Origin of the sequence: Wolbachia endosymbiont of Phyllotreta cruciferae (assembly GCF_918697765.1) — a bacterium.
GTDB lineage: Bacteria > Pseudomonadota > Alphaproteobacteria > Rickettsiales > Anaplasmataceae > Wolbachia > Wolbachia pipientis.
On sequence record NZ_OU953855.1, the window covers coordinates 178,339 to 199,227 of the forward strand.

General features: G+C 35.2%; 19 protein-coding genes, 6 pseudogenes and 1 riboswitch. Of the genes and pseudogenes, 16 read left to right on the forward strand and 9 right to left on the reverse strand.

The window, feature by feature from the left end; genetic code table 11:
- Positions 1-22: 22 nt before the first annotated feature.
- Positions 23-346: a Grx4 family monothiol glutaredoxin gene (grxD, locus tag NL281_RS00860; protein ID WP_006280013.1), complete on the reverse strand. Its 324-nt coding sequence runs from the start codon at positions 344-346 to the stop codon at positions 23-25.
- Between the two features lie 15 nt (positions 347-361).
- Positions 362-580, reverse strand: a complete 219-nt coding sequence (locus tag NL281_RS00865) for a BolA/IbaG family iron-sulfur metabolism protein (RefSeq protein ID WP_006280012.1) — start codon at positions 578-580, stop codon at positions 362-364.
- Between the two features lie 129 nt (positions 581-709).
- Here NL281_RS00865 and NL281_RS00870 point away from each other — a divergent pair, with 129 nt between their 5' ends.
- A complete protein-coding gene (locus NL281_RS00870) occupies positions 710-1,618 on the forward strand; it encodes a P44/Msp2 family outer membrane protein (RefSeq protein ID WP_233417545.1) in 909 nt (302 codons plus the stop codon).
- A 14-nt stretch (positions 1,619-1,632) separates the two neighbouring features.
- On the opposite strand, the gene NL281_RS00875 is transcribed toward NL281_RS00870, so the two are convergent.
- The gene (locus tag NL281_RS00875; RefSeq protein WP_077188090.1) at positions 1,633-2,955 is read right to left on the reverse strand and encodes a malic enzyme-like NAD(P)-binding protein; all 1,323 of its coding nucleotides are present in this window, start codon (positions 2,953-2,955) and stop codon (positions 1,633-1,635) included.
- A 134-nt stretch (positions 2,956-3,089) separates the two neighbouring features.
- On the opposite strand from NL281_RS00875, the gene pgsA reads away from it, so the two are divergent.
- The 8 genes from pgsA to NL281_RS00920 all read left to right on the forward strand — a co-directional run bounded on the left by pgsA (position 3,090) and on the right by NL281_RS00920 (position 9,037).
- Positions 3,090-3,632 (forward strand): CDP-diacylglycerol--glycerol-3-phosphate 3-phosphatidyltransferase, encoded by a 543-nt coding sequence (gene pgsA / locus NL281_RS00880; protein WP_253303417.1) that lies wholly within the window; start codon positions 3,090-3,092, stop codon positions 3,630-3,632.
- A 111-nt stretch (positions 3,633-3,743) separates the two neighbouring features.
- Positions 3,744-4,685: a hypothetical protein gene (locus NL281_RS00885; RefSeq protein ID WP_253303418.1), complete on the forward strand. Its 942-nt coding sequence runs from the start codon at positions 3,744-3,746 to the stop codon at positions 4,683-4,685.
- 60 nt (positions 4,686-4,745) lie between these two features.
- The gene (locus tag NL281_RS00890; RefSeq protein ID WP_253303695.1) at positions 4,746-5,453 is read left to right on the forward strand and encodes an outer membrane protein assembly factor BamD; all 708 of its coding nucleotides are present in this window, start codon (positions 4,746-4,748) and stop codon (positions 5,451-5,453) included.
- Between the two features lie 59 nt (positions 5,454-5,512).
- A complete protein-coding gene (locus tag NL281_RS00895; RefSeq protein ID WP_253303419.1) occupies positions 5,513-6,253 on the forward strand; it encodes a YebC/PmpR family DNA-binding transcriptional regulator in 741 nt (246 codons plus the stop codon).
- A 317-nt stretch (positions 6,254-6,570) separates the two neighbouring features.
- Positions 6,571-7,431, forward strand: coding sequence for a M23 family metallopeptidase (locus NL281_RS00905; RefSeq protein ID WP_410543423.1), 861 nt, complete (start codon positions 6,571-6,573; stop codon positions 7,429-7,431).
- Positions 7,432-7,438: 7 nt separating this feature from the next.
- Positions 7,439-8,284: an SPFH domain-containing protein gene (locus NL281_RS00910; RefSeq protein ID WP_010962624.1), complete on the forward strand. Its 846-nt coding sequence runs from the start codon at positions 7,439-7,441 to the stop codon at positions 8,282-8,284.
- A 76-nt stretch (positions 8,285-8,360) separates the two neighbouring features.
- A riboswitch (TPP riboswitch) is annotated at positions 8,361-8,463 on the forward strand.
- Positions 8,452-8,727: a SemiSWEET family sugar transporter gene (locus NL281_RS00915; RefSeq protein ID WP_006280002.1), complete on the forward strand. Its 276-nt coding sequence runs from the start codon at positions 8,452-8,454 to the stop codon at positions 8,725-8,727. It overlaps the preceding riboswitch by 12 nt.
- A complete protein-coding gene (locus tag NL281_RS00920; protein ID WP_253303420.1) occupies positions 8,708-9,037 on the forward strand; it encodes a hypothetical protein in 330 nt (109 codons plus the stop codon). The genes NL281_RS00915 and NL281_RS00920 overlap by 20 nt, the downstream gene beginning before the upstream one ends.
- Positions 9,038-9,254: 217 nt before the next feature.
- On the opposite strand, the gene NL281_RS00925 is transcribed toward NL281_RS00920, so the two are convergent.
- Together NL281_RS00925 and NL281_RS00930 are read right to left on the reverse strand one after the other, a co-directional pair.
- Positions 9,255-10,277, reverse strand: a complete 1,023-nt coding sequence (locus NL281_RS00925) for an IS110-like element ISWen2 family transposase (RefSeq protein WP_253303218.1) — start codon at positions 10,275-10,277, stop codon at positions 9,255-9,257.
- A gap of 346 nt (positions 10,278-10,623) precedes the next feature.
- A complete protein-coding gene (locus NL281_RS00930) occupies positions 10,624-11,124 on the reverse strand; it encodes a Smr/MutS family protein (protein WP_253303698.1) in 501 nt (166 codons plus the stop codon).
- Between the two features lie 92 nt (positions 11,125-11,216).
- Between NL281_RS00930 and rlmB the strand changes: the two genes are divergently transcribed.
- The 5 genes and pseudogenes from rlmB to NL281_RS00955 all read left to right on the forward strand — a co-directional run.
- Positions 11,217-11,981: a 23S rRNA (guanosine(2251)-2'-O)-methyltransferase RlmB gene (gene rlmB, locus NL281_RS00935; RefSeq protein WP_253303421.1), complete on the forward strand. Its 765-nt coding sequence runs from the start codon at positions 11,217-11,219 to the stop codon at positions 11,979-11,981.
- 79 nt (positions 11,982-12,060) lie between these two features.
- Complete coding sequence (locus NL281_RS00940) at positions 12,061-12,783, forward strand: Bax inhibitor-1/YccA family protein (RefSeq protein WP_010962942.1); 723 nt, start codon at positions 12,061-12,063, stop codon at positions 12,781-12,783.
- The gene (locus NL281_RS00945; RefSeq protein WP_006279376.1) at positions 12,784-13,320 is read left to right on the forward strand and encodes a cytochrome c oxidase assembly protein; all 537 of its coding nucleotides are present in this window, start codon (positions 12,784-12,786) and stop codon (positions 13,318-13,320) included.
- Between the two features lie 170 nt (positions 13,321-13,490).
- The gene (locus tag NL281_RS00950) at positions 13,491-14,468 is read left to right on the forward strand and encodes a quinone oxidoreductase family protein (RefSeq protein ID WP_253303422.1); all 978 of its coding nucleotides are present in this window, start codon (positions 13,491-13,493) and stop codon (positions 14,466-14,468) included.
- A 453-nt stretch (positions 14,469-14,921) separates the two neighbouring features.
- Positions 14,922-15,887 (forward strand): annotated as a pseudogene (locus NL281_RS00955) (IS4 family transposase); the annotation flags it as partial.
- Positions 15,888-16,080: 193 nt separating this feature from the next.
- On the opposite strand, the pseudogene NL281_RS00960 reads toward NL281_RS00955, so the two are convergent.
- Positions 16,081-17,020, reverse strand: a pseudogene (locus tag NL281_RS00960) (IS110 family RNA-guided transposase).
- A gap of 216 nt (positions 17,021-17,236) precedes the next feature.
- Between NL281_RS00960 and NL281_RS00965 the strand changes: the two are divergent.
- Positions 17,237-17,644, forward strand: a pseudogene (locus NL281_RS00965) (IS4 family transposase); the annotation flags it as partial.
- 72 nt (positions 17,645-17,716) lie between these two features.
- A pseudogene (locus tag NL281_RS00970) lies at positions 17,717-18,539 on the forward strand (IS5 family transposase).
- Between the two features lie 13 nt (positions 18,540-18,552).
- Here the strand turns inward: NL281_RS00970 and NL281_RS00975 are convergent.
- The 3 genes and pseudogenes from NL281_RS00975 to ltrA form a co-directional block, all read right to left on the reverse strand.
- Positions 18,553-18,830 (reverse strand): annotated as a pseudogene (locus NL281_RS00975) (IS4-like element ISWosp8 family transposase); the annotation flags it as partial.
- Between the two features lie 106 nt (positions 18,831-18,936).
- A complete protein-coding gene (locus tag NL281_RS09065) occupies positions 18,937-19,191 on the reverse strand; it encodes a hypothetical protein (protein ID WP_253303193.1) in 255 nt (84 codons plus the stop codon).
- A 135-nt stretch (positions 19,192-19,326) separates the two neighbouring features.
- Positions 19,327-20,259, reverse strand: a pseudogene (gene ltrA / locus NL281_RS00985) (group II intron reverse transcriptase/maturase).
- Positions 20,260-20,889: the final 630 nt, after the last annotated feature.

Here is a 20,889-nt window from a genome sequence, read left to right on the forward strand (position 1 = left end):
CTGGGCACTGGTTTCTTGGTACTTATTCCGCAATAATTTTTTTTTCCTTCAATAAACTTTGCAGTTCGCCTTTTTCGTACATCTCGCGAGTGATGTCGCAACCACCAATAAACTCTTCCTTTATATATAATTGTGGAATTGTTGGCCAATCAGAAAACTTTTTTATAGATTCACGTATTTCATCATTCTCCAACACGTTAATATACTTAAACTTCACGTTCAATTTTTTTAGGATTGACACGACGAGTCCAGAGAATCCGCATTGAGGAAAATCAGAAGTGCCTTTCATATACAATACCACATCATTTTCTGTTATATCTTTTTTTATTTGTTCAAAATTGCTCATAAATTCACCTTATTTTTAAGTATTAGTTTCCAGTTGCAAGGCGTGTATAGACTGACCTTCCAGAGCTTTATATACCATTTTATGCTGTTCTATTTTTGTCTTTCCAAGAAAACACTTGGAGTTTATTTTTAAATGATAATGGTCATCATCTCCAGCAAGATCATGAATCTTTATATCAGCGTCGGGGAACGATTGTTTGATGATCCTCTCTAATTCGTGAATTGCAATAGTCATTGATTTGCTTTAAATTACAATACTTTCATTATAAATCTAAAACGATTGAGCGCAATAAAAAGTTGCTATCATAAAAAATAGAAGCATACTATAATAATGGAATGACAAGTTATGCAGGGAGGCTTTGTGGTGGGCGAAAGATTTAAATTCACATATCTATTGGTTTTGCTAACTTTTTCATTTAGGTGCTTATCTTACGATGATAAAATAAATAACTTAGAGAATGTTTACATCAAAGCTAACTATTTTGGAGCATTCTTCAATGCAATAGGTTCTCTAGAAGGAAAAGAAGATGCAGGTGACAATATAACAGAGGGGGTTTTTAGTTTTAATAAGAAGGAGCGAATTGAAGCTGGATACAGTCCTAAATATGTTCCAGGGTTTGCCGGTAGTGCTGCAATAGGGTATTTATTCAAAAATATGAGAGTTGAGTTTGAAGGCTTATATTCTCAGACTAACTTATATGATGAAGATTATTCAGATAAGAAAAAAGCAAGATATATTGAACTTCGTCGTCACAATGATGCGTCTACTGGAGCGGAATGCAATTCACCTTGGAGAAGTGGAAAGGTTGATATTCACATTCAAGAAAATTGTAGTGTTGAAGCAGAGTTCAGAGCTGCATTTAAGATGAAAAATGAAGGTTTTAATAACTTAGCTGGAATGGTCAATGTATATCGTGATTTTAATATAGCAAAAATGCCATTCACCCCATATGTTGGTATTGGTGCAGGTGTAACTAGGGTTAAATTTCTAGGAAAAACCAGATATGCCTTGGCTTACCAAGCAAAACTTGGTATCAATCACCAACTTACAGCACAAACTCAAGCATTTGCTGGTTTACGCTATTTTGGTATCCTTGATAACCAATTTAAAGATATTGTACCAGGAATAAAGATACTAGCTGGTGAAGGATATATTCCTGCCGGTGGAGGAAGTAAAGTTGATGAAACTGCACGTGTTGAATCAACAACTGCAACCATTACCAATAGGTTTGGCATATATGGCTTAGAGTTTGGGTTGGTTTATCACTTTTAACTTTATCCAATAAATTACATATGTGAAGATAGTAAATTCAGCGTGCTGAGAACATTAGAAAGACGAGATTTTAATTGATTTTCATATTTACTCCAATCTTGTATTGCCTTTCTTGCAACACCTGAATCAACTGCGGCTTTTGCAACAGCAGGAGCTACTATAGAAATTAATCTTGGGTCAAATGGAGTAGGTATTATATATTCACGTCCATAGCCCATTTTACGACCGCCATAGACTGCAGATATCTCACCTGGTACTGGCTCACGGGCAAGCTTTGCTATTGCATCTGCAGCTGCAATTTTCATTTCATCATTTATTGTTGTTGCATGTACATCAAGTGCCCCTCTAAATATATAAGGAAAACCCATTACGTTGTTGACTTGGTTGTTGTAATCTGACCTACCAGTTGCAATTATTGCATCTGGCCTCACAGATTTTGCAAACTCAGGCCTTACTTCTGGATCGGGATTGGCAAGAGCAAAAATAATCGGGTCTTTGCCCATACTCTTTAACATCTCTTCATTTAACACATCTTTTGCAGATAGTCCGATGAATACATCAGCGCCTTTTATTGTATCAAGTAGAGAACGTTCGGAAGTATCAATTGCATACTTTTCCTTCCACTCATTCATATCCTCGTTTCTACCTTTGTATATTACTCCTTGCTTATCACATAGCACTATATTTTTAGCGCCCATGGACTTTAGTATTTCTAAACATGCAATACCGGCTGCTCCAGCACCATTCATAATGATCTTAACGTCCTCTAATTTCTTTTCAACAATATCAAGAGCATTTTCTATGCCAGCTGCAACAACCACCGCAGTTCCATGCTGGTCATCATGGAACACTGGAATATCCATCAGTTCATTCAGGCGTTTCTCTATTATAAAACAATCGGGAGATCTTATATCTTCTAAATTTATCCCCCCCCAACTTGGCCCAAGATACCTTACTGCATTGATGAAATCTTCTATATTTTCTGTACCAACTTCTATATCAACTGCATCAATATCAGCAAAACGCTTAAATAAAACAGCTTTGCCTTCCATGACAGGTTTTGCAGCAAGAGGACCGATATTACCAAGTCCAAGCACTGCAGTGCCATTTGAAATGACAGCAACACAGTTGCTTTTTGCTGTATAATCATAAACAACCTCAGGATTTTTAGCTATTTCAAGGCACGGAGCTGCAACACCAGGGGAATAAGCAAGTGACAAATCATACTGGGTAGATAAAGGTTTTGTTGGCATGATTGAAATTTTACCAGGGTTACCACCTCTGCTGTGATACTTAAGCGCTTCTTGTTTTGTGGTACTATCTAAATCATCGTTCATCATTACATCCTTATATTTTAAGCTTGTATTTTTTAAGTATATGGAGTTTTTATAAATGTTCAATTGTAAACTATTAACTTGTGAACTCTGTTGTACTTCTGTATAAGTTTACCTATTACGTAAGATGATATTACATGCTTAAAAAAAACGTGCCTAATTTGCTTACAATTTCTCGTGCACTTGCAATACCAGCAATAATATTAAGTTTTTATATAGAAAATAAATATGCAGGCCTGATAACAATATCAATCTTTGTGTTTGCGTGCATTACGGATTTTTTTGATGGTTACCTGGCGCGTGCGTGGAAAGTCCAATCAAAGTTTGGCAAGCTATTTGATCCAATTGCTGACAAATTAATAGTGGTTTCAACGATAATTATGCTAGTTTATAAGCATAAGATAAATGATTTTACAATAGTACCATCGATTATCATCATCTGTAGAGAGATATTAGTCTCGGGTTTGCGGGAGTTTTTGATAGCTACAAATGTTAGTCTACCTGTAAGCAAAGCTGGCAAAATTAAAACATTTTTGCAGATGGTTGCTGTAGTAGCGCTAATAATGAACGATTATTATATGATTCAATATACAGGTGCGATTTGTTTATGGGTTGCAGCTATTATAACTATGTGGTCAGGCTATAATTATATCCTAGCCGGCATCAAACAGATTGATTAAATCTCCTAGGAAATAGTTAATAGACAAGAGTAGTTAATATCTTAGTGATATTGACTCAGAAAGCAAAAAGGTGTATAATTATATTAACTTACAACTAATTAGGTTAATATTATGAAAATACCTAGTGGCAAATTTTCTTCTACTAAAAAGGTTCCAGGAAAGAATAAGAAAAAAAGAGATTTTGAACCATTAGAAGAGTTTTTTTGGGATTTTTGGCCAACAGTTGATAAAGAAGTCAAAAGAGAAAGGCTAGAACAAGAACTATTAGCACTAAAAAAAAGAGAGCTATATAGAAAATGTGCATCATTGGCAACAATGGTCCCATTTACATTGCTGATGGCGATTGAACTGGAAAAAACATATAGCGATCAGGTATTACTTGGCGTGATAAGTGGCGCGCTAAGCCACACTATATTACCTTTTACAGTCTTATCTCTTATTTGTACGCTATATTTAATTTACAATAATAGGAAGATAGCACAAAAAGAACGAGAGTTGGAGATTATTGAAAATGGAGAGGAAGTAAAGGAAAAAGAGCACAATATTTCTGATATAGGTCAGTGTTTGATCTATATTGAGGCTATAACAACTGCACTGGTTATTGTAGGTATGATAATGGGTGAAACATCTTCACTTGAAGCAGCAGAGGATGCAATTTTATTTCTTGCCAATGCAATTGCTTTTCTTGCAACTCTTGTTTCTTATATTGATAAGCATGAAAAAAATAAGAAAAAGGAAATAGAAAAGTCTGATCTTGATGAGAAATCTAGCAAGAAAACTAGCAATATATCTGTAGCCGGATTGGCGCTTGCTGGTTCTTCTGTATTTTTAATAAGAAGGATAATGTTAATAGCATTAGCATCGTCCTTAAATCCTGCTGTTGGACCTACTTTAGGCTTGATAGGTATTGCAATTTTTATGGCTGTACAGGTCTTAACTATACATTCCTACAGTAAGACGCTGAAAGATCCAAAAGTGGAAGGACGAGGTGAATCAAGAAATGCAGGTAGTTCTGACCGTAGTTATAAAGAAGAAGGACCGGCTCTTGCCTAAGAAATTTATTTATTTAAGTAATATTTAGGTCTATACTTTATTTTGATCGAAAAAAATCTTATGTATAAGACTTTAATCACGTGCTTTATTTTCCTAATTTGCTCCTTTACACAATCGTATGCGGATGATCTTGAAAAAACTGAAACTGAACTATATGAAGAAGCAGTTGAACTTTTTGACCAGAAAAAATATAAACAAGCTATTAGGGCATTTCATAAGATAGAGGATTTGTATCCTTTTTCTTATTGGGCAATGAAAGCAAAATTATTATCTGGGGTCTCTCACTATAATATGGGTAACTATAGCAGTGCTGCAAGTGATATGGATGATTATATATATGTTTATTCAAATGGTGAAGATTTACCATATGTATACTACTTAAGAGTATTATCTTATTACATGCAAATTAATAAAGTGCAACTTGGACAGCAAACTGCATATAAAACTTTAGAGCTAGCCACTGAGTACATTAATCTCTTTCCAGGCAGCGAATATGTAGACGAGATAAAGGAAAGAGCAAAATTAATCACAGAACATATATCAACAAAAGAGTATTCTATCGGTAAATTTTACCTGAGGCGTGGTGAATATTTAGCAGCAATTAAGCGTTTCCAGAATATGGCAAGCTATAAGGATTCTAAATATTTTTCTAAGTCTATTAACTATTTAATAGCAGCCCATTCAGCTATTGGCCTTGACTTAGAAGCTGAGCAGTATGAAAGTATGTTATTAGCAGAAAACCTGCAAGATGCCAAGCCGGAGGCTTGAAAATTTGCTTTAGCTTTTTCTATGCTTTGATATATAATTAGGTTTTTAACTATTTGAATATGGCTGGTCATTCACAATTTTCAAATATAAAACATCGGAAAGGCGCTCAGGATGCAAAGCGCTCTCAAAAATTTACGAAGATGATTAGAGAAATAACAGTTGCTGCAAAGCAAGGGCTGCCCGATCCCGAACTCAACCCGCGCCTTCGCTCTGCTATATTTGCTGCACGCAAGGAAAATCTACCAAAAGATAAAATAGAAACAGCAATAAAAAATGCAACTGGTAACGTTGCTGGAGAAAATTACGAGGAAATACAATATGAAGGTCATGGGCCTTCTGGCACTGCACTCATTGTCCATGCCTTGACTAATAACCGCAACCGTACTGCTTCTGAGGTACGTTATATCTTTTCTCGTAAAGGTGGAAATTTAGGAGAAACAGGAAGTGTTAGTTACCTTTTCGATCATGTAGGCTTAATCGTCTATAAAGCAGAGGGTGTGAATTTTGATGATTTATTCAGTCATGGAATCGAATTAGAAGTATTGAATGTTGAGGAAAATGACAAAGAAGGATTACACGTTATAACTTGTGAAATAAAAGATTTTGGTAAAGTACGCGATGCCTTTTATGCAAAATTCGGAGAACCAGAACTTGCTCGTCTTTCATGGCAGCCAAAAGATCTGATTGAAATTAGCGATAAAGAGTTGATTGATAAATTATCTGCATTGGTTGAAGAGCTAGAAGATAACGACGATGTACAGTATGTGGAAGGTAATTTTACTTTTGTTGATAAGCTATGAGGCTGGTAATATTTGTATTGCTTTGTATTTTACCAGCATATGCTACTGAAACATCAACAGATCTTGCAGTGCTGTTCCAGTGTGTAGGGTGTCATCCCAGTGCCCAGACACTGGGATCCAGAAAAATTCAAGCACACTATGCAGCATTGTCAGTCAAAGAGCTGGATTCCAGTGTCAAGCACTGGAATGACACCACCCGCAAATTGCAATGTTCGTACAGTTGTGTGCCTAGACACTGGGATCCAGAAAATTCAATTACAAATGAACACATCAAGCGATTGTATAATAAAAACTGGATTCCAGCGTCAAGCGCTGGAATGACAGGAGAGGATTTTGAGGTGACAGAAAGCAACCATGATAGAAGGTTATTATTCATATCCAGTACCATAAAATCTTCCTTTTTTGCCACGGGAATTGAGCAAGGGTTGGCGCCAAATACAGTGGTGAAATTGATCAACATATATAAAGATTTCGGTGTTGATTTTAAAAAAGACATTGTGCCGAAGAGTAAATTGGAGGTTCTTTTTGAGAGATTGCCTAATAATCAGAAGACTGAAGAAAAAATTTTATATGCTTCACTGACAATAAACAAGAAAGCTATTAGTTTATATCATTATAAATCGCAAGACGGCAAAGAAAGGTATTTTAATAAAGAAGGAATAAGCTTAAAAAATGGCGAAATTTTTGCAAATCCTTTAAATGGAGATTATCGCATATCCTCAAAATTTGGCAATAGAAAGCATCCTGTTCGCGGTAAAATTGCTTTTCACAAAGGAGTGGATTATGCAGCTAAACTTGGCACTCCCATATACGCTGCTGCAGAGGGTGTGATAGAATATATAGGAAAGAATGGTGGCTATGGAAATTACATCAAAATAAAACACAAAAATGAATATTCAACCTGTTACGCGCATATAAGTAGATTTAGTGGCGATATAAAGTTAGGCTCTAAAGTAAAGCAGGGGCAGATCATCGCTTATGTTGGTAGCACTGGTGTTGCAACAGGACCCCATTTACATTACGAAGTTATATATAATGGCAAACACATTGATCCGCTTACGATAGCACATAAAACTGAAGTAAAATTGCCTGATCATGAATTAAGAGAGTTTAAACTATTTGTAAATAAGATAAACAAAACGATCAACAGAGAGAGTTCAAGTGAAAAAGAAGTTTAAAGACAATATGGATAAGAATACGATAAACGATAGAAATTTGAGTCAAATTCGGGCTTTTCCTGTACTAATAGCGCTAGGATTAATTTTATCGCTGCTTTTTTTGGCATATGACAGCACAATTGCACTTGGAGTTGCTGCCGTTTCAATTTTGACTTTTCTTCAAGGATTTTTTATTAATGACCCTAATGAAGCAAGAGTGATAGAATTTTTTGGTCATTATATTGGAACTTATTTTAAGTCTGGAATATGTGTAACGCTTCCCTTTTCAAGCAAATATATAGTTTCCCTAAAATTTCAGAATATTAACACAGAAAAAATAAAAGTTAATGATGCAAATGGAAGTCCAATAGAGATTTCTGCAGTAATTGTTTGGAGAGTGAGCAGTCCTGCAAAGGCGTATTATAATGTTAACAACTATCACGAATTTGTTTTTGTACAAAGTGACTCAGTAATAAGAGAATTAGCTAGTAACTATCCGTATGACAGCGAGAGCAATGAGGAATCTTTACGTAAAAATTCTGATAAAATTTCAGATGAATTGCGGTCAATGTTACAACAAAGATTAGATATTGCAGGAATTGAGATTACAGAAGCAAGAATATCGCATTTGGCGTATTCGTCCGAGATTGCACAAGCAATGTTAAGGCGTCAACAAGCACATGCTATCACTTCGGCAAGAAGGCATATAGTGCAAAATGCAATAGGAATTGTCGAGGAAGTAATAGCTCATTTTGAAAAAAACAAAAGCTTACAATTAGATGGCAAGCAAAAGGTTCAATTGATAAATAATTTGTTGGTTGCCCTAATCTCTGAGCAAGATGCACAACCGACGATTAGTTTAGATAATAATTAGCATAGAAGCCGATTGGGTTTCATAAATGCAAGTCACTATTAATTTCTTGATTAATAGACTAAATGATGTTATAAATTACACGCATTAGGGGTGCTCTAGAAAAGCTGAGAGTACATAAAGTACAACCCTTTGAACCTGATATTGTTAAAGCAAGCGTAGGAAAATGTATGTATATAAATATTGAAGAATGCTTCGGCTTCATTGCGTTAATTGCATCTCTAATTGGATTATCACCTCAAGTATATAAAGCATATATCACTAAAGTTACTCGTGATGTATCGATGTTAATGTTAGTAAACTATCTTATTTGTTCATTGTCTTGGATTGGCTATGGTCTTTACCAGAGCTCAATTTTTGTGGTGCTTAGCAATATTGCTGGATTAGTGATTAGCATAATATCAATTATTCAAAAATGTTACTACGATGCAAAACCTGCACCATGATCATGTGCTGCACTGCAGTACACAACAACAATATCGTTCTATTGTAGTGCTAAATGGAAAAATACCGAGCTCATCGTTTTTTAAACGAGATATACCTATTATTGCTGTAGATGGAGGAGCAAACAAGCTTCTATCAATTGGCGTAAAACCTGATCTTGTAGTAGGAGATTTGGATAGCGTAAATCTGGATTTACGTGCTAATTTGAATACGATATATCTACCTGATCAAGATTATTGCGACTTTTCTAAAGCAATGGCTCACTTAAAAACAGTAAAGATACCGTCTCACCAGTCAACAAAAAAATTATAAAAATTGCTCAAGTTACATCATAAAATCAAAAAATACTTCTTATTCATATCCTGTGTAGCGGTACACAGATTATAGTTAGTGGATATGTTGATAAGTAAATTAGTTACATATAAAACAGCAGAAATTTACTTATCAACATATCCACTAACCAACAACATTCAATAAATTTGTGTAAGATGCCATTTTACATAAGATGAATTAGAAGCATTTTTTGATTTTAAAGTACTAAACCTTCAGTTAACCTTTTAGCCCTATAGTTCTTGATATGATCTGGATCAAAGGCCTTTTTTGAACTTAAAACACCAAAAACTATATGAAGTAACTTACGCATTGCAGCACCAACTATGGCCATAGCATGCTTGCCTTTCTCTTTTAATCTTTCGCAAGAAGCCATAATGATAGGATTGTGCTTTTTAGCTGCTATAGCAGGAAAGTACATTGCCTTACGTAATGTTCGTGAACCGGTTTTACTTAATCTGGGCTTGGCATGTACGGATGAGCCTGATGTTATATTTTGTGGTATAATTCCAGCATATGCTGCCAATTGCCTAGCATTTATAAAGGCTTTTATACCAGGAATTTCAGCTAAAATAGCTATTGCTGTTTCCTCTCCTATTCCTGGAATAGTTAATAGGAGTTGAAAATCTTCCAACAATTCTTTGTGTTGTTTTAATAGTTCGCGTATGGAGTTTTTTATTGTTTCTATTTTTTGCTCTATGTTCATTGCAAGGTCTTCCCAAGCATTTGCAACTTCTTTAGGCAGCCTCTCTTTTTTTTCTAAATGATTATTTGCTAATGTTAACTCATCCTTTAACGCATTTGAGCAACGATAAAGATGTTTTAATTTTTTCTTTTCAAGAGAAGGTAGTGTCCAACGAGAAGGTTTCTGTCTTTGACAATAATCTGCAATAATCTCTGCATCAGTCTGGTCATTCTTTTGTCGTGTAAGCTTACTTTTTGCATAAAACCTTATGCAAGCTGGGTTTACAACACTAACGAAATATCCAGCGTTGTGGAGGAACTCAGCCAAAGCTTCGCTATAACAACCAGTGGATTCCATGCAAGCTTTTACTTCTTCTATGTTATGTTTTTGTAGAAAGTTCAGCAGACCTTGAAACCCAGTATCATCATTTTTAAATTTCCTTTTCCTAGTTTCACGCTTTCCTTTTTTACTTATGAATGAGAGAGAAACATCAAAACGTTCTTTTGAAACATCTATACCTAAAAAGTTGTTGATCATATATAACTCCATATACTACTATTAAAAATGAAAAGTAAGGCTTACCTTGTGAATACAGAATTAGAACCATTTAGGTTTTTCTACGATACCGTCCAGCCTCTACTTTTGAGAAGGGAACTCTTTTCTTTCCCACAGATTTTATATCTAAGGTATTGCCCAGAGTTTTTCCCTTCTCCATCTAATGCTTAAGCTTAAAGCATTAGATGCTTTTTTCAAGATACAAGGTACTGGGAGACATCCTTCCTGGTAGACCCAAATCACAATGTTCGCACAGTTGTGCGTCACGCGCTGCCGAACACTGTATGGTTATACAAGAAAAATTAAGGCTTAAAAGGAATTTTAAGTATCAGGACTCAAGGTTTTTATTCCTTCTTAATAAAACATAAAAAGCCCCTTTACCACCATGTTTTTTCGTAGCTTGTTGGTAGTATAGAACCATATGCTGGATTTTAGTGTCATTTAACCATTTATTTAAGTTACTCTTTATAGTGTCTGTTTTATTTGTTGCACTGCCGTATCCCGTAATTACCAATAAACATCTATTTCCTGCTCGATAATTTTTGATAATAAAATCTATCAATTTACAGTAAGCATCCTCTATACTATAGCCGTGCAAATCGAGCTTATCGCTTATAAAATATTTACCCCTATCAACTTTTGATTTTGTGTTTTTGTCAAGACAAAATGATGAGTTACCATTATTGGTATTAAGAAAATTCCTTTGTAAGTCGGAGGTACCTTTATCAACCATAGACTTTATATTTACTTTATGATCAACTTTCAAAGTAACTTTTCCACATTCTATTGGCTTAACATTTTTTTGCCAATCCAACTCATCGTCCGACATAAACGCATTAATCGAATTGTATAATTTTACAACAATATCCAAACATAGTAAAATGTTGCTTATTCTATAAAAACCCGATTTTCGATAATACGATGAAATCGTCAAAAACTAATGAGAATTTTTGGCTGTATGGAAAGCACACCTGCATGTCAGCACTGAAGAATAAAAATAGGCAGTGTATAGAACTGTTAGTAACAGAAAATTTCTATAGAGAACATGAAAAAGAAATTAGGCAATGTGTAAATAGTAAGGACATTAAAGTTCGATTAGTAGAAAACAAAATACTTAATGACGTTTTATCTAAAGGTGCTAACCATCAAGGAATTGCTTTAAATGTTGCCCCTATTCTTTATAACTTAAGCATCGAAGAAGTAGCTGAAAGCTCAAACGACAGCTCTACTATAGTCATTTTAGATCAAGTCACTGACACGCACAATATTGGGTCGATTTTAAGAACTTCAGCTTGTTTTAATGTCAACGCATTGGTTTTACCACATAACCATTCACCGAGTGAAAATGCATCTATTGCAAAAGCAGCAAGTGGGGCTTTAGATATTGTTCCGCTAATATACGTTACAAATATAGTAAAAACTATGCAGTATTTAAAAAAGGTCGGCTACTGGTGTTACGGGTTTGATTGCAATGCTAAAGAAAATATAGATGAAATAAAGAGTCTTGAGAAAAAAAGAGTAATTATTTTTGGTTCTGAAGAGAAAGGAATGCGGAGGTTAGTTAAAGAAAATTGTGATTATCTTTTAAAGATCCCAATATCAAACGTAATTGACAGCTTAAATGTTTCAAATGCAGCAGCAATAGGCCTATATTCTATTTATATTAAAACAAATGCCAGCGCATAGCTGTTTATAATAAAAACACTTGATAAAAATGTGGTTTTATATTATAATGTGTTAAATAATGGACAAAAGGAGTTATATTATGTCTTATATGAGAAATGAACAGGATATTCGCTCTCAAGGCGTTTACTATAGCGCTGGGCTTAGAAGTTACCTAACTAAAGTATACAATTACATGGCTTTAGCTTTGGGCGTCACAGGGCTTGTTGCATTTTTAACAGTATTTTCTGGTCTTTTTCAAGTAATTTATTCTAATCCCGTTCTATCGCTTGTGGTAATGTTATCTCCGGTTGCATTGGTGTTCTACATGTCTTATAGAATTCAACACCTAAGTGCTCAGTCTGCCGTTACTATATTTTTCTCGTTCTCAGTGTTAATGGGGCTTTCCTTATCTTATGTTTTTATAGTTTATACTGCAGAAAATATAGCAAGGGCGTTTTTCATTACATCAATCATGTTTGGCTCTATGGCTTTATATGGCAATACTACAAAAAGAGATCTTACAAGTATGGGCTCTTTCTTGATTATGGGAGTTTGGGGGTTAATCATTGCGTCTATAGTAAATTTATTTCTTGGAAGTAGTCCTCTCCACTTTGCAATATCGTTCATATCAGTAATAGTCTTTACCTTAATGACTGCGTATGATGCTCAAAGAATCAAGGACGTTTATTATAAACATAATGACGGATCAGAAGTTGCTACTACTAAATTGGCAATACTCGGTGCAACTAATCTTTATTTTGACTTTATTAATATATTTCTCAATCTACTCAGGTTACTTAACTTGTTCAACAATAGGGATTAGATGTTTTCCTTTTTAAGGAAAGGCAGTAAGAATTCTATAGTTTTCTTTTTAGTATCTTTAGTTGTGTCGATGATATGTCTTGCATATGCATCGGTACCTCTATATAGCATTTTCTGTAAAGCTACTGGGTATGGTGGCACAATAAGAAAAGTAACTAACACAACAACAAATATAACTAACCAAAAGATCAGGGTCCATTTCAATGCTGATATAATGTCCGATCTACCTTGGGAGTTTAAATCAGAAACTAACTACGTTGACGTAAACATAGGAGAACAAAGTTTAGCGTTTTATTACGCAAAAAATCTATCTGATCAGCCTTCATTTGGAATGGCGGTGTATAACGTTACGCCTTTCAAAGCAGGTAAGTATTTCAATAAAATTGCATGCTTTTGTTTTGAAGAACAAATGTTGCTACCAAAACAAAAAGCAGCTATGCCCGTATCTTTTTATATAGATCCTGAGATAATGCTTGATAACAATACAAAAGATTTGAGCGAAATAACACTGTCATACACGTTTTTTAAGCTTAAGTAACAGAATGTTTGCAAACCATGTCATTTCAGTAATCAATAGGGTGTCATCCAAGTAGCTGACACTGGAATGACAGGAGGTAACGCAAGAAGTCTATTGATTGTGAAAACAATAACTTTGCAAAATATTAATTGTTAGATAACATAATCAAAGTTTTTGTCTTAATATTCATCATGGTTAGAGCTATACAAATTAAAAAAACTGGGGGACCAGAAGTATTAGAATTTGTAGATAAGAGCATAGGTGAGCCAAAAGGCGAGGAAGTCTTAGTGCGTCACACAACTATCGGCTTAAATCGTTATGATTTAGAGCACAGAAAAGGTACACGCAAAATTAAAAATTTACCATCAGTGCTTGGAGTGGAAGCAGTTGGGGTTATTGAAAAACTTGGTAAAAAAATCAGTGATGGATTCAAAGTTGGAGACAGAGTTGGATATTGCACAGCTCCTCCAGGGGCATATTGTGAAAAGCGCATTATACACCAGAAATATCTGATAAAAATTCCAGATGACATATCTGATGAAGTTGCTGCTGCAGTGCTGTTTAAAGGTATGACAGCTCACTATTTAGTTAATCAATCTTATAAAATCAGGCCTGGTGCTTTCGTGCTAGTTTATGGAGCTAATGGTGGCTTAGGGCAAATAATATGTCAATGGGCAAAGGATAAAAAAGGTGTAGTGATAGGTTCTGTAAGCTCTGATGAAAAAATGAAGATAGCTTTACAAAGTGGCTGCACATACGCAATAAACTACAATGATAAAGACTTCGTTTCTAAAATTATGGAGATTACGCAAAACAGAGGAGTAGGTGCAGTGTATGACCCCATAGGTTACGCTACAAGTAAGCTCTCTTTTGAATCTTTAGGCAGGTTCGGCATATACGTTTCCTATGGGCAGATATCAGGTAACGCTCCTATTAGTTTTTCTTTACTTAGTTCACGTTCGTTATTTGCAACTGGAACCTCAATATACCATTATAAGCATGATAGATTCACATTAGTGCTTACCACAATGGAAATCTTCGAGATGATAAGAAAAAAACTTTTAACTGTACGGATCAATAAAAAATATAAATTTGATGAAATAATTCAAGCACATCGTGATATGGAAAATAGAAAAGCGAGTGGGCTAAATATCATCAAAGTCTCTTAAATAAATTAGTAATTTAAACTAACCATTCATTAAATTATATCAACTAGAATTTCACATATTTCATTCTCCTTTTGGGGGAATTAAAAGCATATAGCTAAACTGACTTAGATTTACCGACAACCGTCATCCCGCTACGTGTTAGCGGAATCTATACCGCGAATAGACTTCTTGCATAACCCAAACTAAGTAGAAAGAAGGTATCATCCGAGTAGCTGACACTGGTTCCTTTATGACGGTAGTAGCCCCCCTTCTCCTGTCATTCCAGTGCTCTCTTCTTGTCATCCCAGTGCCCAAACACTGGGATCCAGTTTCACCTTATGATGGTGTCATGAAAGTAGCTGACACTGGTTTCCATCCAAGACGGTGTCATTCCTTACTATTACCCACAAATATAAATGTACTTATAAATAAAGTATTACAATATTAGAGTTTGCAAATATTGAGGGTATAAAAATGGCAAACGAGAGTAATGAATGGGCTAAAAATGAATTTGGAGATGCTGTACTTGGAGATAAAAGATTAACTGACCGATTAGTAAATATTGCTGACAGTTTGATAAGTTTACCTGAAAGCTCAATTAATGAGGCATGCGGAAGTTGGTCAGAAGCAAAAGCAGCATATCGTTTTTTTTAAAATGAGAACGTAAAAGAAGTCGATATTCTAGCTTCACACATTGATAAAACAGTTGAAAGAACAAAAGCTCACAAGAGGGTTCTTGTCATTCAAGATACCAGTTACATTGTATATAATAACCATAAAAAAACAAGCGGATTAGCAAATTTGTCCAGTTATGATACTGCAAAAGGTATTATAATGCATACAGCTCTTGCCGTTAGTATAGAAGGTTTGGTACTAGGGATACTAGATCAAAAAGTTTATTCAAGACCTGAAGAAACTGAGAACCTTAAAAAAAAGAGCGATCGCATTGAAGATAAAGAAAGCGTAAAGTGGTTGGAAACTTTAAGAAAAACAAATAATATTATTGATCCAACTCAAACTGAGACTATAACTGTATGCGATAGAGAAGCAGATATATATGACTTTTTTGAGCTTGCACATAGTCTTAATTCGGCAGTGCTAGTTAGAGCATGCAGAGATAGAGCAGTAAATAGAAAATCTCGATATCCTGAAAAAGGTGAGCAGAAGTTATGGGCATTTATTAAATCCTCTCATTGTGCAGGTACGGTAGAAAAAGAACAGCACGTTTGGAAGTTAGATTTGGAAAGTTTATGATGAATCCATCTAAGAATAATATTAGGCATAAGACGGAAGAACTACCTAAATTACCACTTTATGCAGTTTATGTTGTTGAGAAAACTCCCCTTCCCTTAAAAAAAACCGCTAGAATGGATGCTATTAACGAATCTTTCAGTTAATACTTTCGATGAAGCTGTTGAAAAAATTAGTTGGTATCAACTATGTTTTTTAAAAATTTTTTTATTTGTGTAATTTTGCAAATTATATGGGCAATAAAAACCCGTTTGTCATAGAAATAGAATTTTATATCAAACAGCTACCACAGCAATTTCTGCTTAAGCTAATGAATATGTGCTTTAAGTCTGTGTGGACGCACATATTCATTAGCCAATTTCAGTTACCGTTGTGAAGATTTTTAAGTATGCAAATTAATTGCTTCTTTAAGTCTTGTATTAGCAATTACTATAATTTTACGCATTAGGGCTGTTATAGCCACCATCTTCTTCTTACCACTTTCAACAAGCTTAGAATAAAAGGCGCCAAGTATAGATTTTGACCTTGTAGCAGCCATAGCGGCTGTAAAGAGCTTTGAACGAACGTTACTTCTACCACCTGTAATCCTTCGGTAACCAACAGCTTTACCACTTTCTTTTGGATGCGGTGCAACTCCGGCAAGACTTGCTACTTCTTTTCTATTTAAGTAACCAAGCTCTGGCATTAAACACAAAAAATCTTGTGATAACTTTTTACCTATTCCAGGAACTGTTTTAAGAATTTTTTGGCGTTGTTGTAATTCGCGGCTTTCATCAATAATCTTTTGTATAGTATCATTGAGTTCGTTTATTTGACTATCGAAAAACTCAATGGTCTTTTGACAGCTTTCTTTTATATGATCATTTTCCGGTGCTTCAAGTCTGCATTTTTCTTGAGTTCTCATTTGCGTAATATCATCACGACGTTGACAAAGTGCAGCCAAAGTTGATTGTTCTGTAGAGGTAGGTACAAATAGAGAGATAGTTCTATGGCGTTCAAATCCATATTGAGCAAGAGCTCTTGCATCTAGACTTTGCTAAAGTTCCGTGAGATAAAATAAAGCTTTTTACTTTACGAGTATTAGCTCGATGCACGGCAATATTTTTGTCGGTAAGAAAATGTGATAAGCCAAGCTCATATTTCCCTGTATTTTCTAAAGTCACTAAAGCATTAGGTAGAATATCTGAAAACTCTTGAAATAATTGTTGCCAACCAGAAGCATTATTATCAAATTCGACAGCATTCTTCTGTTTGTAAATTGCAACGACATTTTTAAATTTTCCGATGTCAATGCCAATAAAATTTTGATAAGATGTAACCATAATAAACCTCGATAGTTTTAGTTAATTTAAGATTGTAAACGGGTGCATATATATGTCCCAAGCAACTATTCAAACGTATCGAGAGATAGGGCTAGCGTACCTTGATACCAACGGTTGTAATACCAATTTCCTTTCGGTCGCGCACGCCCGCTATTCCTAGTGAGCAGGGTTATCTTTCTCTCTTATCTCTTTTATATCACGTTTTTAACTTACAATTGCCTTAGATGGAAAATAGAGATATTACATAAAATTTTAAATCCGGTCTCAAAGTTGAGGAATGTAGACTTGGAACAGCAGAAAGATTAATGAGGTATTTAACAGTCATGAGCATTATTGCTTGGAGAATTTTCTTTATTACATCAATTGCAAGAACTAACCCAACATTACCATGTACTGCCTTATTAGCTGAGGAAGAATGGAAAGTTTTATATGTTAAAATACACAGGAAACCATGTCCAAATATAGCCCCTACTATAAAAGAAGCCGTTTCGTGAACTTGGAGGTCATTTAGCAAGAAAAAGCGACCCAAAACCAGGACCAATTACTCTTTGGAAAGGATATAAACGTCTCTTTGATTTAGCAGAAGGATGGCGACTTGCTCACGAACCTCATATTTGTGGGTAATAGTAAGATTTGAGAGGTTGTCCACAAACCAAGGAATACGTAGTATATAAAGAAAGAATATTGAGGTAAGAGATGAGGAAAAAATATCCAACAGATTTAAGTAAAAGGGAATGGGCAAGAATAGAAAAACACTTCAGAGTATCGTACAAGAAAGGAGGAAGGCCACCAAAATACAGTAAGTGTGAGATAGTAGATGCAATTCTTTATATACTGCGCACAGGATGTCAATGGCGCTATTTACCACACGATTTTCCGCCGTGGAAGGCTGTGCATGAACAGTTTAGAAGATGGAAAAAGCAGGGAATTTTTGAGAAAATGAACTATGATATCACTAAATATAGTAGGTCAAAAATGGGAAGCCGAGCGCATGCATAGTGGACAGTCAATCGGTAAAAACCACGGAAAAAGGGGGGTCAAAGGTTATGATGGTGCGAAAAAGGTAAAGGGGAGAAAAAGACATATAATCACAGATACTCAAGGATTTGTGCTTGGTTGCTATGTAGGAGCTGCAAGCGAAAATGACAGAGATGGGGTGAAGATGGCATTGGACAATATGAAGGAAAAATACAGCAATATTAAGAAAATGTGGGCTGATATGGGATACCAAGGAAAAGATTTAAAGGATTACGTAAAGAGAGAATATGGGATAGATATTGAAATTGTCAAAAGGCCTCCATGTAGGTTTTGGGTGCATAAAGATACACCACTAGAACTATTGCCACAACGGGATCCTGGATTTTCAGTACAGCCGAGAAGGTGGGTGGTAGAGAGGACTTTTGCTTGGATCAATAGAAATAGAAGGCTATCAAAGGAGTACGATTTACTTACAACATCTACTGAAAGTTTCATATATCTGGCTATGAGTAAAGTTATGTTAAGTAGGGAATATGCTTGATTTACTGGTTTGTGGACAACCTCTTAAATTCTTGAAAGCCTGTATGGCAAATCTTATACCTTGCTTTAGAAAAAGCTTGCTTTGAGGGTACATGTCAATGGCTCCATAAGTTCACATTCTATTCCCAAACTTTTTTTAACTAACTTTAAAATCATAGAAAATACTGTCGAAAAAGGAAGTTTTCTTGTTCGTGTAAAACTCAACACAATGGATTTTCTGAAAAGTTTTCGAGTATATTATATTTTTAATTTGTAGAATAAGGTTTTTTCCTTTTTGTTTGGTAGAAGTCATAGTTTTAAATCCTCCTGATTAAGTTTTATCGCTATGACTCCCCCACCAGAACCGTGCTTGCAGCTTTCCCGCACACGGCTCCACAATGTAGTATTCACAGCATTTCCTATTTTGTATATAATGAGTAGCATATTCTTGGTTTTGGTAATGGATTAACTTGTAGATAGTGTATAAATTGCTTTGAATTCATACTCTTCTTCTGACTACGTCGGTTTATCCATTTATACGCTAGCTTGATTACCCGCCAGAAGAATTTATTCAACCACCGGTAATTTCCGCTAACTCCGAAGTAGTTATAGTGTCCTGTTAGTTTTGCTTTAAGTATTGACCACCAATCTTTAAGGCTTACTATTACCCACAAATAAAAACATAGTATTGTATTTACTCAAATAATTTAATTTTATTAACCTGAAAGCTTATTAGATTAAAATTATTAAACTAAGAGTTATAATTTTAGCAACTAAAAGCTGTAAATTGCACCATATAAACAGTTATTTCAAGCAAAAGTTATGCCATTAAGAGCTATGCAACAAACATTTATATTTGTGGGTAATAGTAAGTCTTTAAGGTGAACTTTATTTCGGATCTTTTTCACCCATTCTTTGATTTCTTTAAGTTTTCTAGATAGATTTTCTTTCGAGGTTTTATGACCTACCATTACTCTACCTTTACGACTCCTTGTACCATAATGGGTGAATCCTAGAAAGTTGAAACTTTCCGTTTTTCGTTTCTCCCTTATTCCTTGTTGCCACTCCTTTTTGCCAAACTTTACTATTCTTGTTTTGTCTTCAGATATTTCCAGTCCAAATTTTCCTAGCCTTTGTTTCAGTGACTCTAAGAGTTCTCTAGCATCTTTTTCTCTTTCGCAGCAAATCAGGTGATCGTCTGCATACCTAACTAGCTCCATATAACCTTTAGATCTTAGCTTGAATTTCTTTTCAAACCACAAATCCAGCACATAATGCAACTATATATTAGCTAGTATAGGACTTACTATTCCCCCCTGAGGTGTGCCTAGTTCAGTTGCTTCATAATGTCCTGCTTCGACTACTCCTGCCTTAAGAAATCGTTTTACTAACCACAGTATGTTTGGGTCTGTTATCCGTTCTCTCAAGCATCTCATTAGCCATTTGTGCTGGACATTATCAAAGAATTTCTTGATATCAACTTCTACTACATAGTTAGTTGGTCTGTACATAACTGCTTTATTTAGTGCATTTACCGCTTGATGACAGCTTCTACCAGGACGAAAACCATATGAGTTATCCAGAAAGTTAGCTTCATAAATATTTTCTAATATCTTCTTCAGCATTATCTGGACTAACTTATCTTCTGTAGACGGTACTCCAAGCCCGCGTTTCTCTTTGCTTCCAGCTTTTGGTATATATACTCTTTTCACTGGTTGCGGTTGATATCGCTTTCTTTTCATACTATCCACCAGAGTGTTGAGCTTCTCTTCAAGATTTTCTCCATAAGCTTCTACTGTCACCTGGTCTATACCGCATGCTTTGTTATGCTTTAGCTCTTTATAACATTCAGCAAGATTCTCTGCGTTTATCAGATGAATTAACGATTAAATTTCAATCGTTTATCTTGCCTGGCTCTTACTGCTATCTGATTTAGTTTTCTTTGCACGTTATTCCAACCTCCGTTGTATTGGCATAGCAATTCCTAAACCAGTCACTATATTGCTGACCGCTTCCCCTTGTATGTGGCTTTCCCACACTCTGAGTACTATCAATCAGTCCGACTTCCTTTATATCTTCCGTCAGTACTCGCCTTTGTTGACTTGTTCCAACGTACCTTAATAGGAATACAAAGGATCTCCCAAGTTTACGTAAACTCCATCTCAACACGTGATACGGCCTCAGATCCCGATAGAGTGAGTGATAACTTGCCCTATTGTTACCCTTCTTGCTGTCTTCCACTATATGCAACGTGTCGACCTCTATGACATCGAGAATTTCGGGACTCAATACCTTCACTTTCGTTGTACCCTGTGTTGTCCATTCCACTAGCTTTACTACGCTCGTTACCTTACGCAGCATAGTGGTTTGTT

What these genes read in the sequence shown, in the direction of transcription:
- grxD (WP_006280013.1), bottom strand. Translation starts at nt 346, where the DNA reads ATGAGCAATTTTGAACAAATAAAAAAAGATATAACAGAAAATGATGTG.
- NL281_RS00885 (WP_253303418.1), top strand. Translation starts at nt 3,744, where the DNA reads ATGAAAATACCTAGTGGCAAATTTTCTTCTACTAAAAAGGTTCCAGGA.
- NL281_RS00925 (WP_253303218.1), bottom strand. Translation starts at nt 10,277, where the DNA reads ATGATCAACAACTTTTTAGGTATAGATGTTTCAAAAGAACGTTTTGAT.
- NL281_RS00890 (WP_253303695.1), top strand. Translation starts at nt 4,746, where the DNA reads ATGTATAAGACTTTAATCACGTGCTTTATTTTCCTAATTTGCTCCTTT.
- NL281_RS00895 (WP_253303419.1), top strand. Translation starts at nt 5,513, where the DNA reads ATGGCTGGTCATTCACAATTTTCAAATATAAAACATCGGAAAGGCGCT.
- rlmB (WP_253303421.1), top strand. Translation starts at nt 11,217, where the DNA reads ATGAAATCGTCAAAAACTAATGAGAATTTTTGGCTGTATGGAAAGCAC.
- NL281_RS00940 (WP_010962942.1), top strand. Translation starts at nt 12,061, where the DNA reads ATGTCTTATATGAGAAATGAACAGGATATTCGCTCTCAAGGCGTTTAC.
- NL281_RS00945 (WP_006279376.1), top strand. Translation starts at nt 12,784, where the DNA reads ATGTTTTCCTTTTTAAGGAAAGGCAGTAAGAATTCTATAGTTTTCTTT.
- NL281_RS00910 (WP_010962624.1), top strand. Translation starts at nt 7,439, where the DNA reads ATGGATAAGAATACGATAAACGATAGAAATTTGAGTCAAATTCGGGCT.
- NL281_RS00905 (WP_410543423.1), top strand. Translation starts at nt 6,571, where the DNA reads ATGACAGGAGAGGATTTTGAGGTGACAGAAAGCAACCATGATAGAAGG.
- NL281_RS00930 (WP_253303698.1), bottom strand. Translation starts at nt 11,124, where the DNA reads ATGTCGGACGATGAGTTGGATTGGCAAAAAAATGTTAAGCCAATAGAA.
- pgsA (WP_253303417.1), top strand. Translation starts at nt 3,090, where the DNA reads ATGCTTAAAAAAAACGTGCCTAATTTGCTTACAATTTCTCGTGCACTT.
- NL281_RS00915 (WP_006280002.1), top strand. Translation starts at nt 8,452, where the DNA reads ATGTATATAAATATTGAAGAATGCTTCGGCTTCATTGCGTTAATTGCA.
- NL281_RS00865 (WP_006280012.1), bottom strand. Translation starts at nt 580, where the DNA reads ATGACTATTGCAATTCACGAATTAGAGAGGATCATCAAACAATCGTTC.
- NL281_RS00875 (WP_077188090.1), bottom strand. Translation starts at nt 2,955, where the DNA reads ATGAACGATGATTTAGATAGTACCACAAAACAAGAAGCGCTTAAGTAT.
- NL281_RS00950 (WP_253303422.1), top strand. Translation starts at nt 13,491, where the DNA reads ATGGTTAGAGCTATACAAATTAAAAAAACTGGGGGACCAGAAGTATTA.
- NL281_RS00920 (WP_253303420.1), top strand. Translation starts at nt 8,708, where the DNA reads ATGCAAAACCTGCACCATGATCATGTGCTGCACTGCAGTACACAACAA.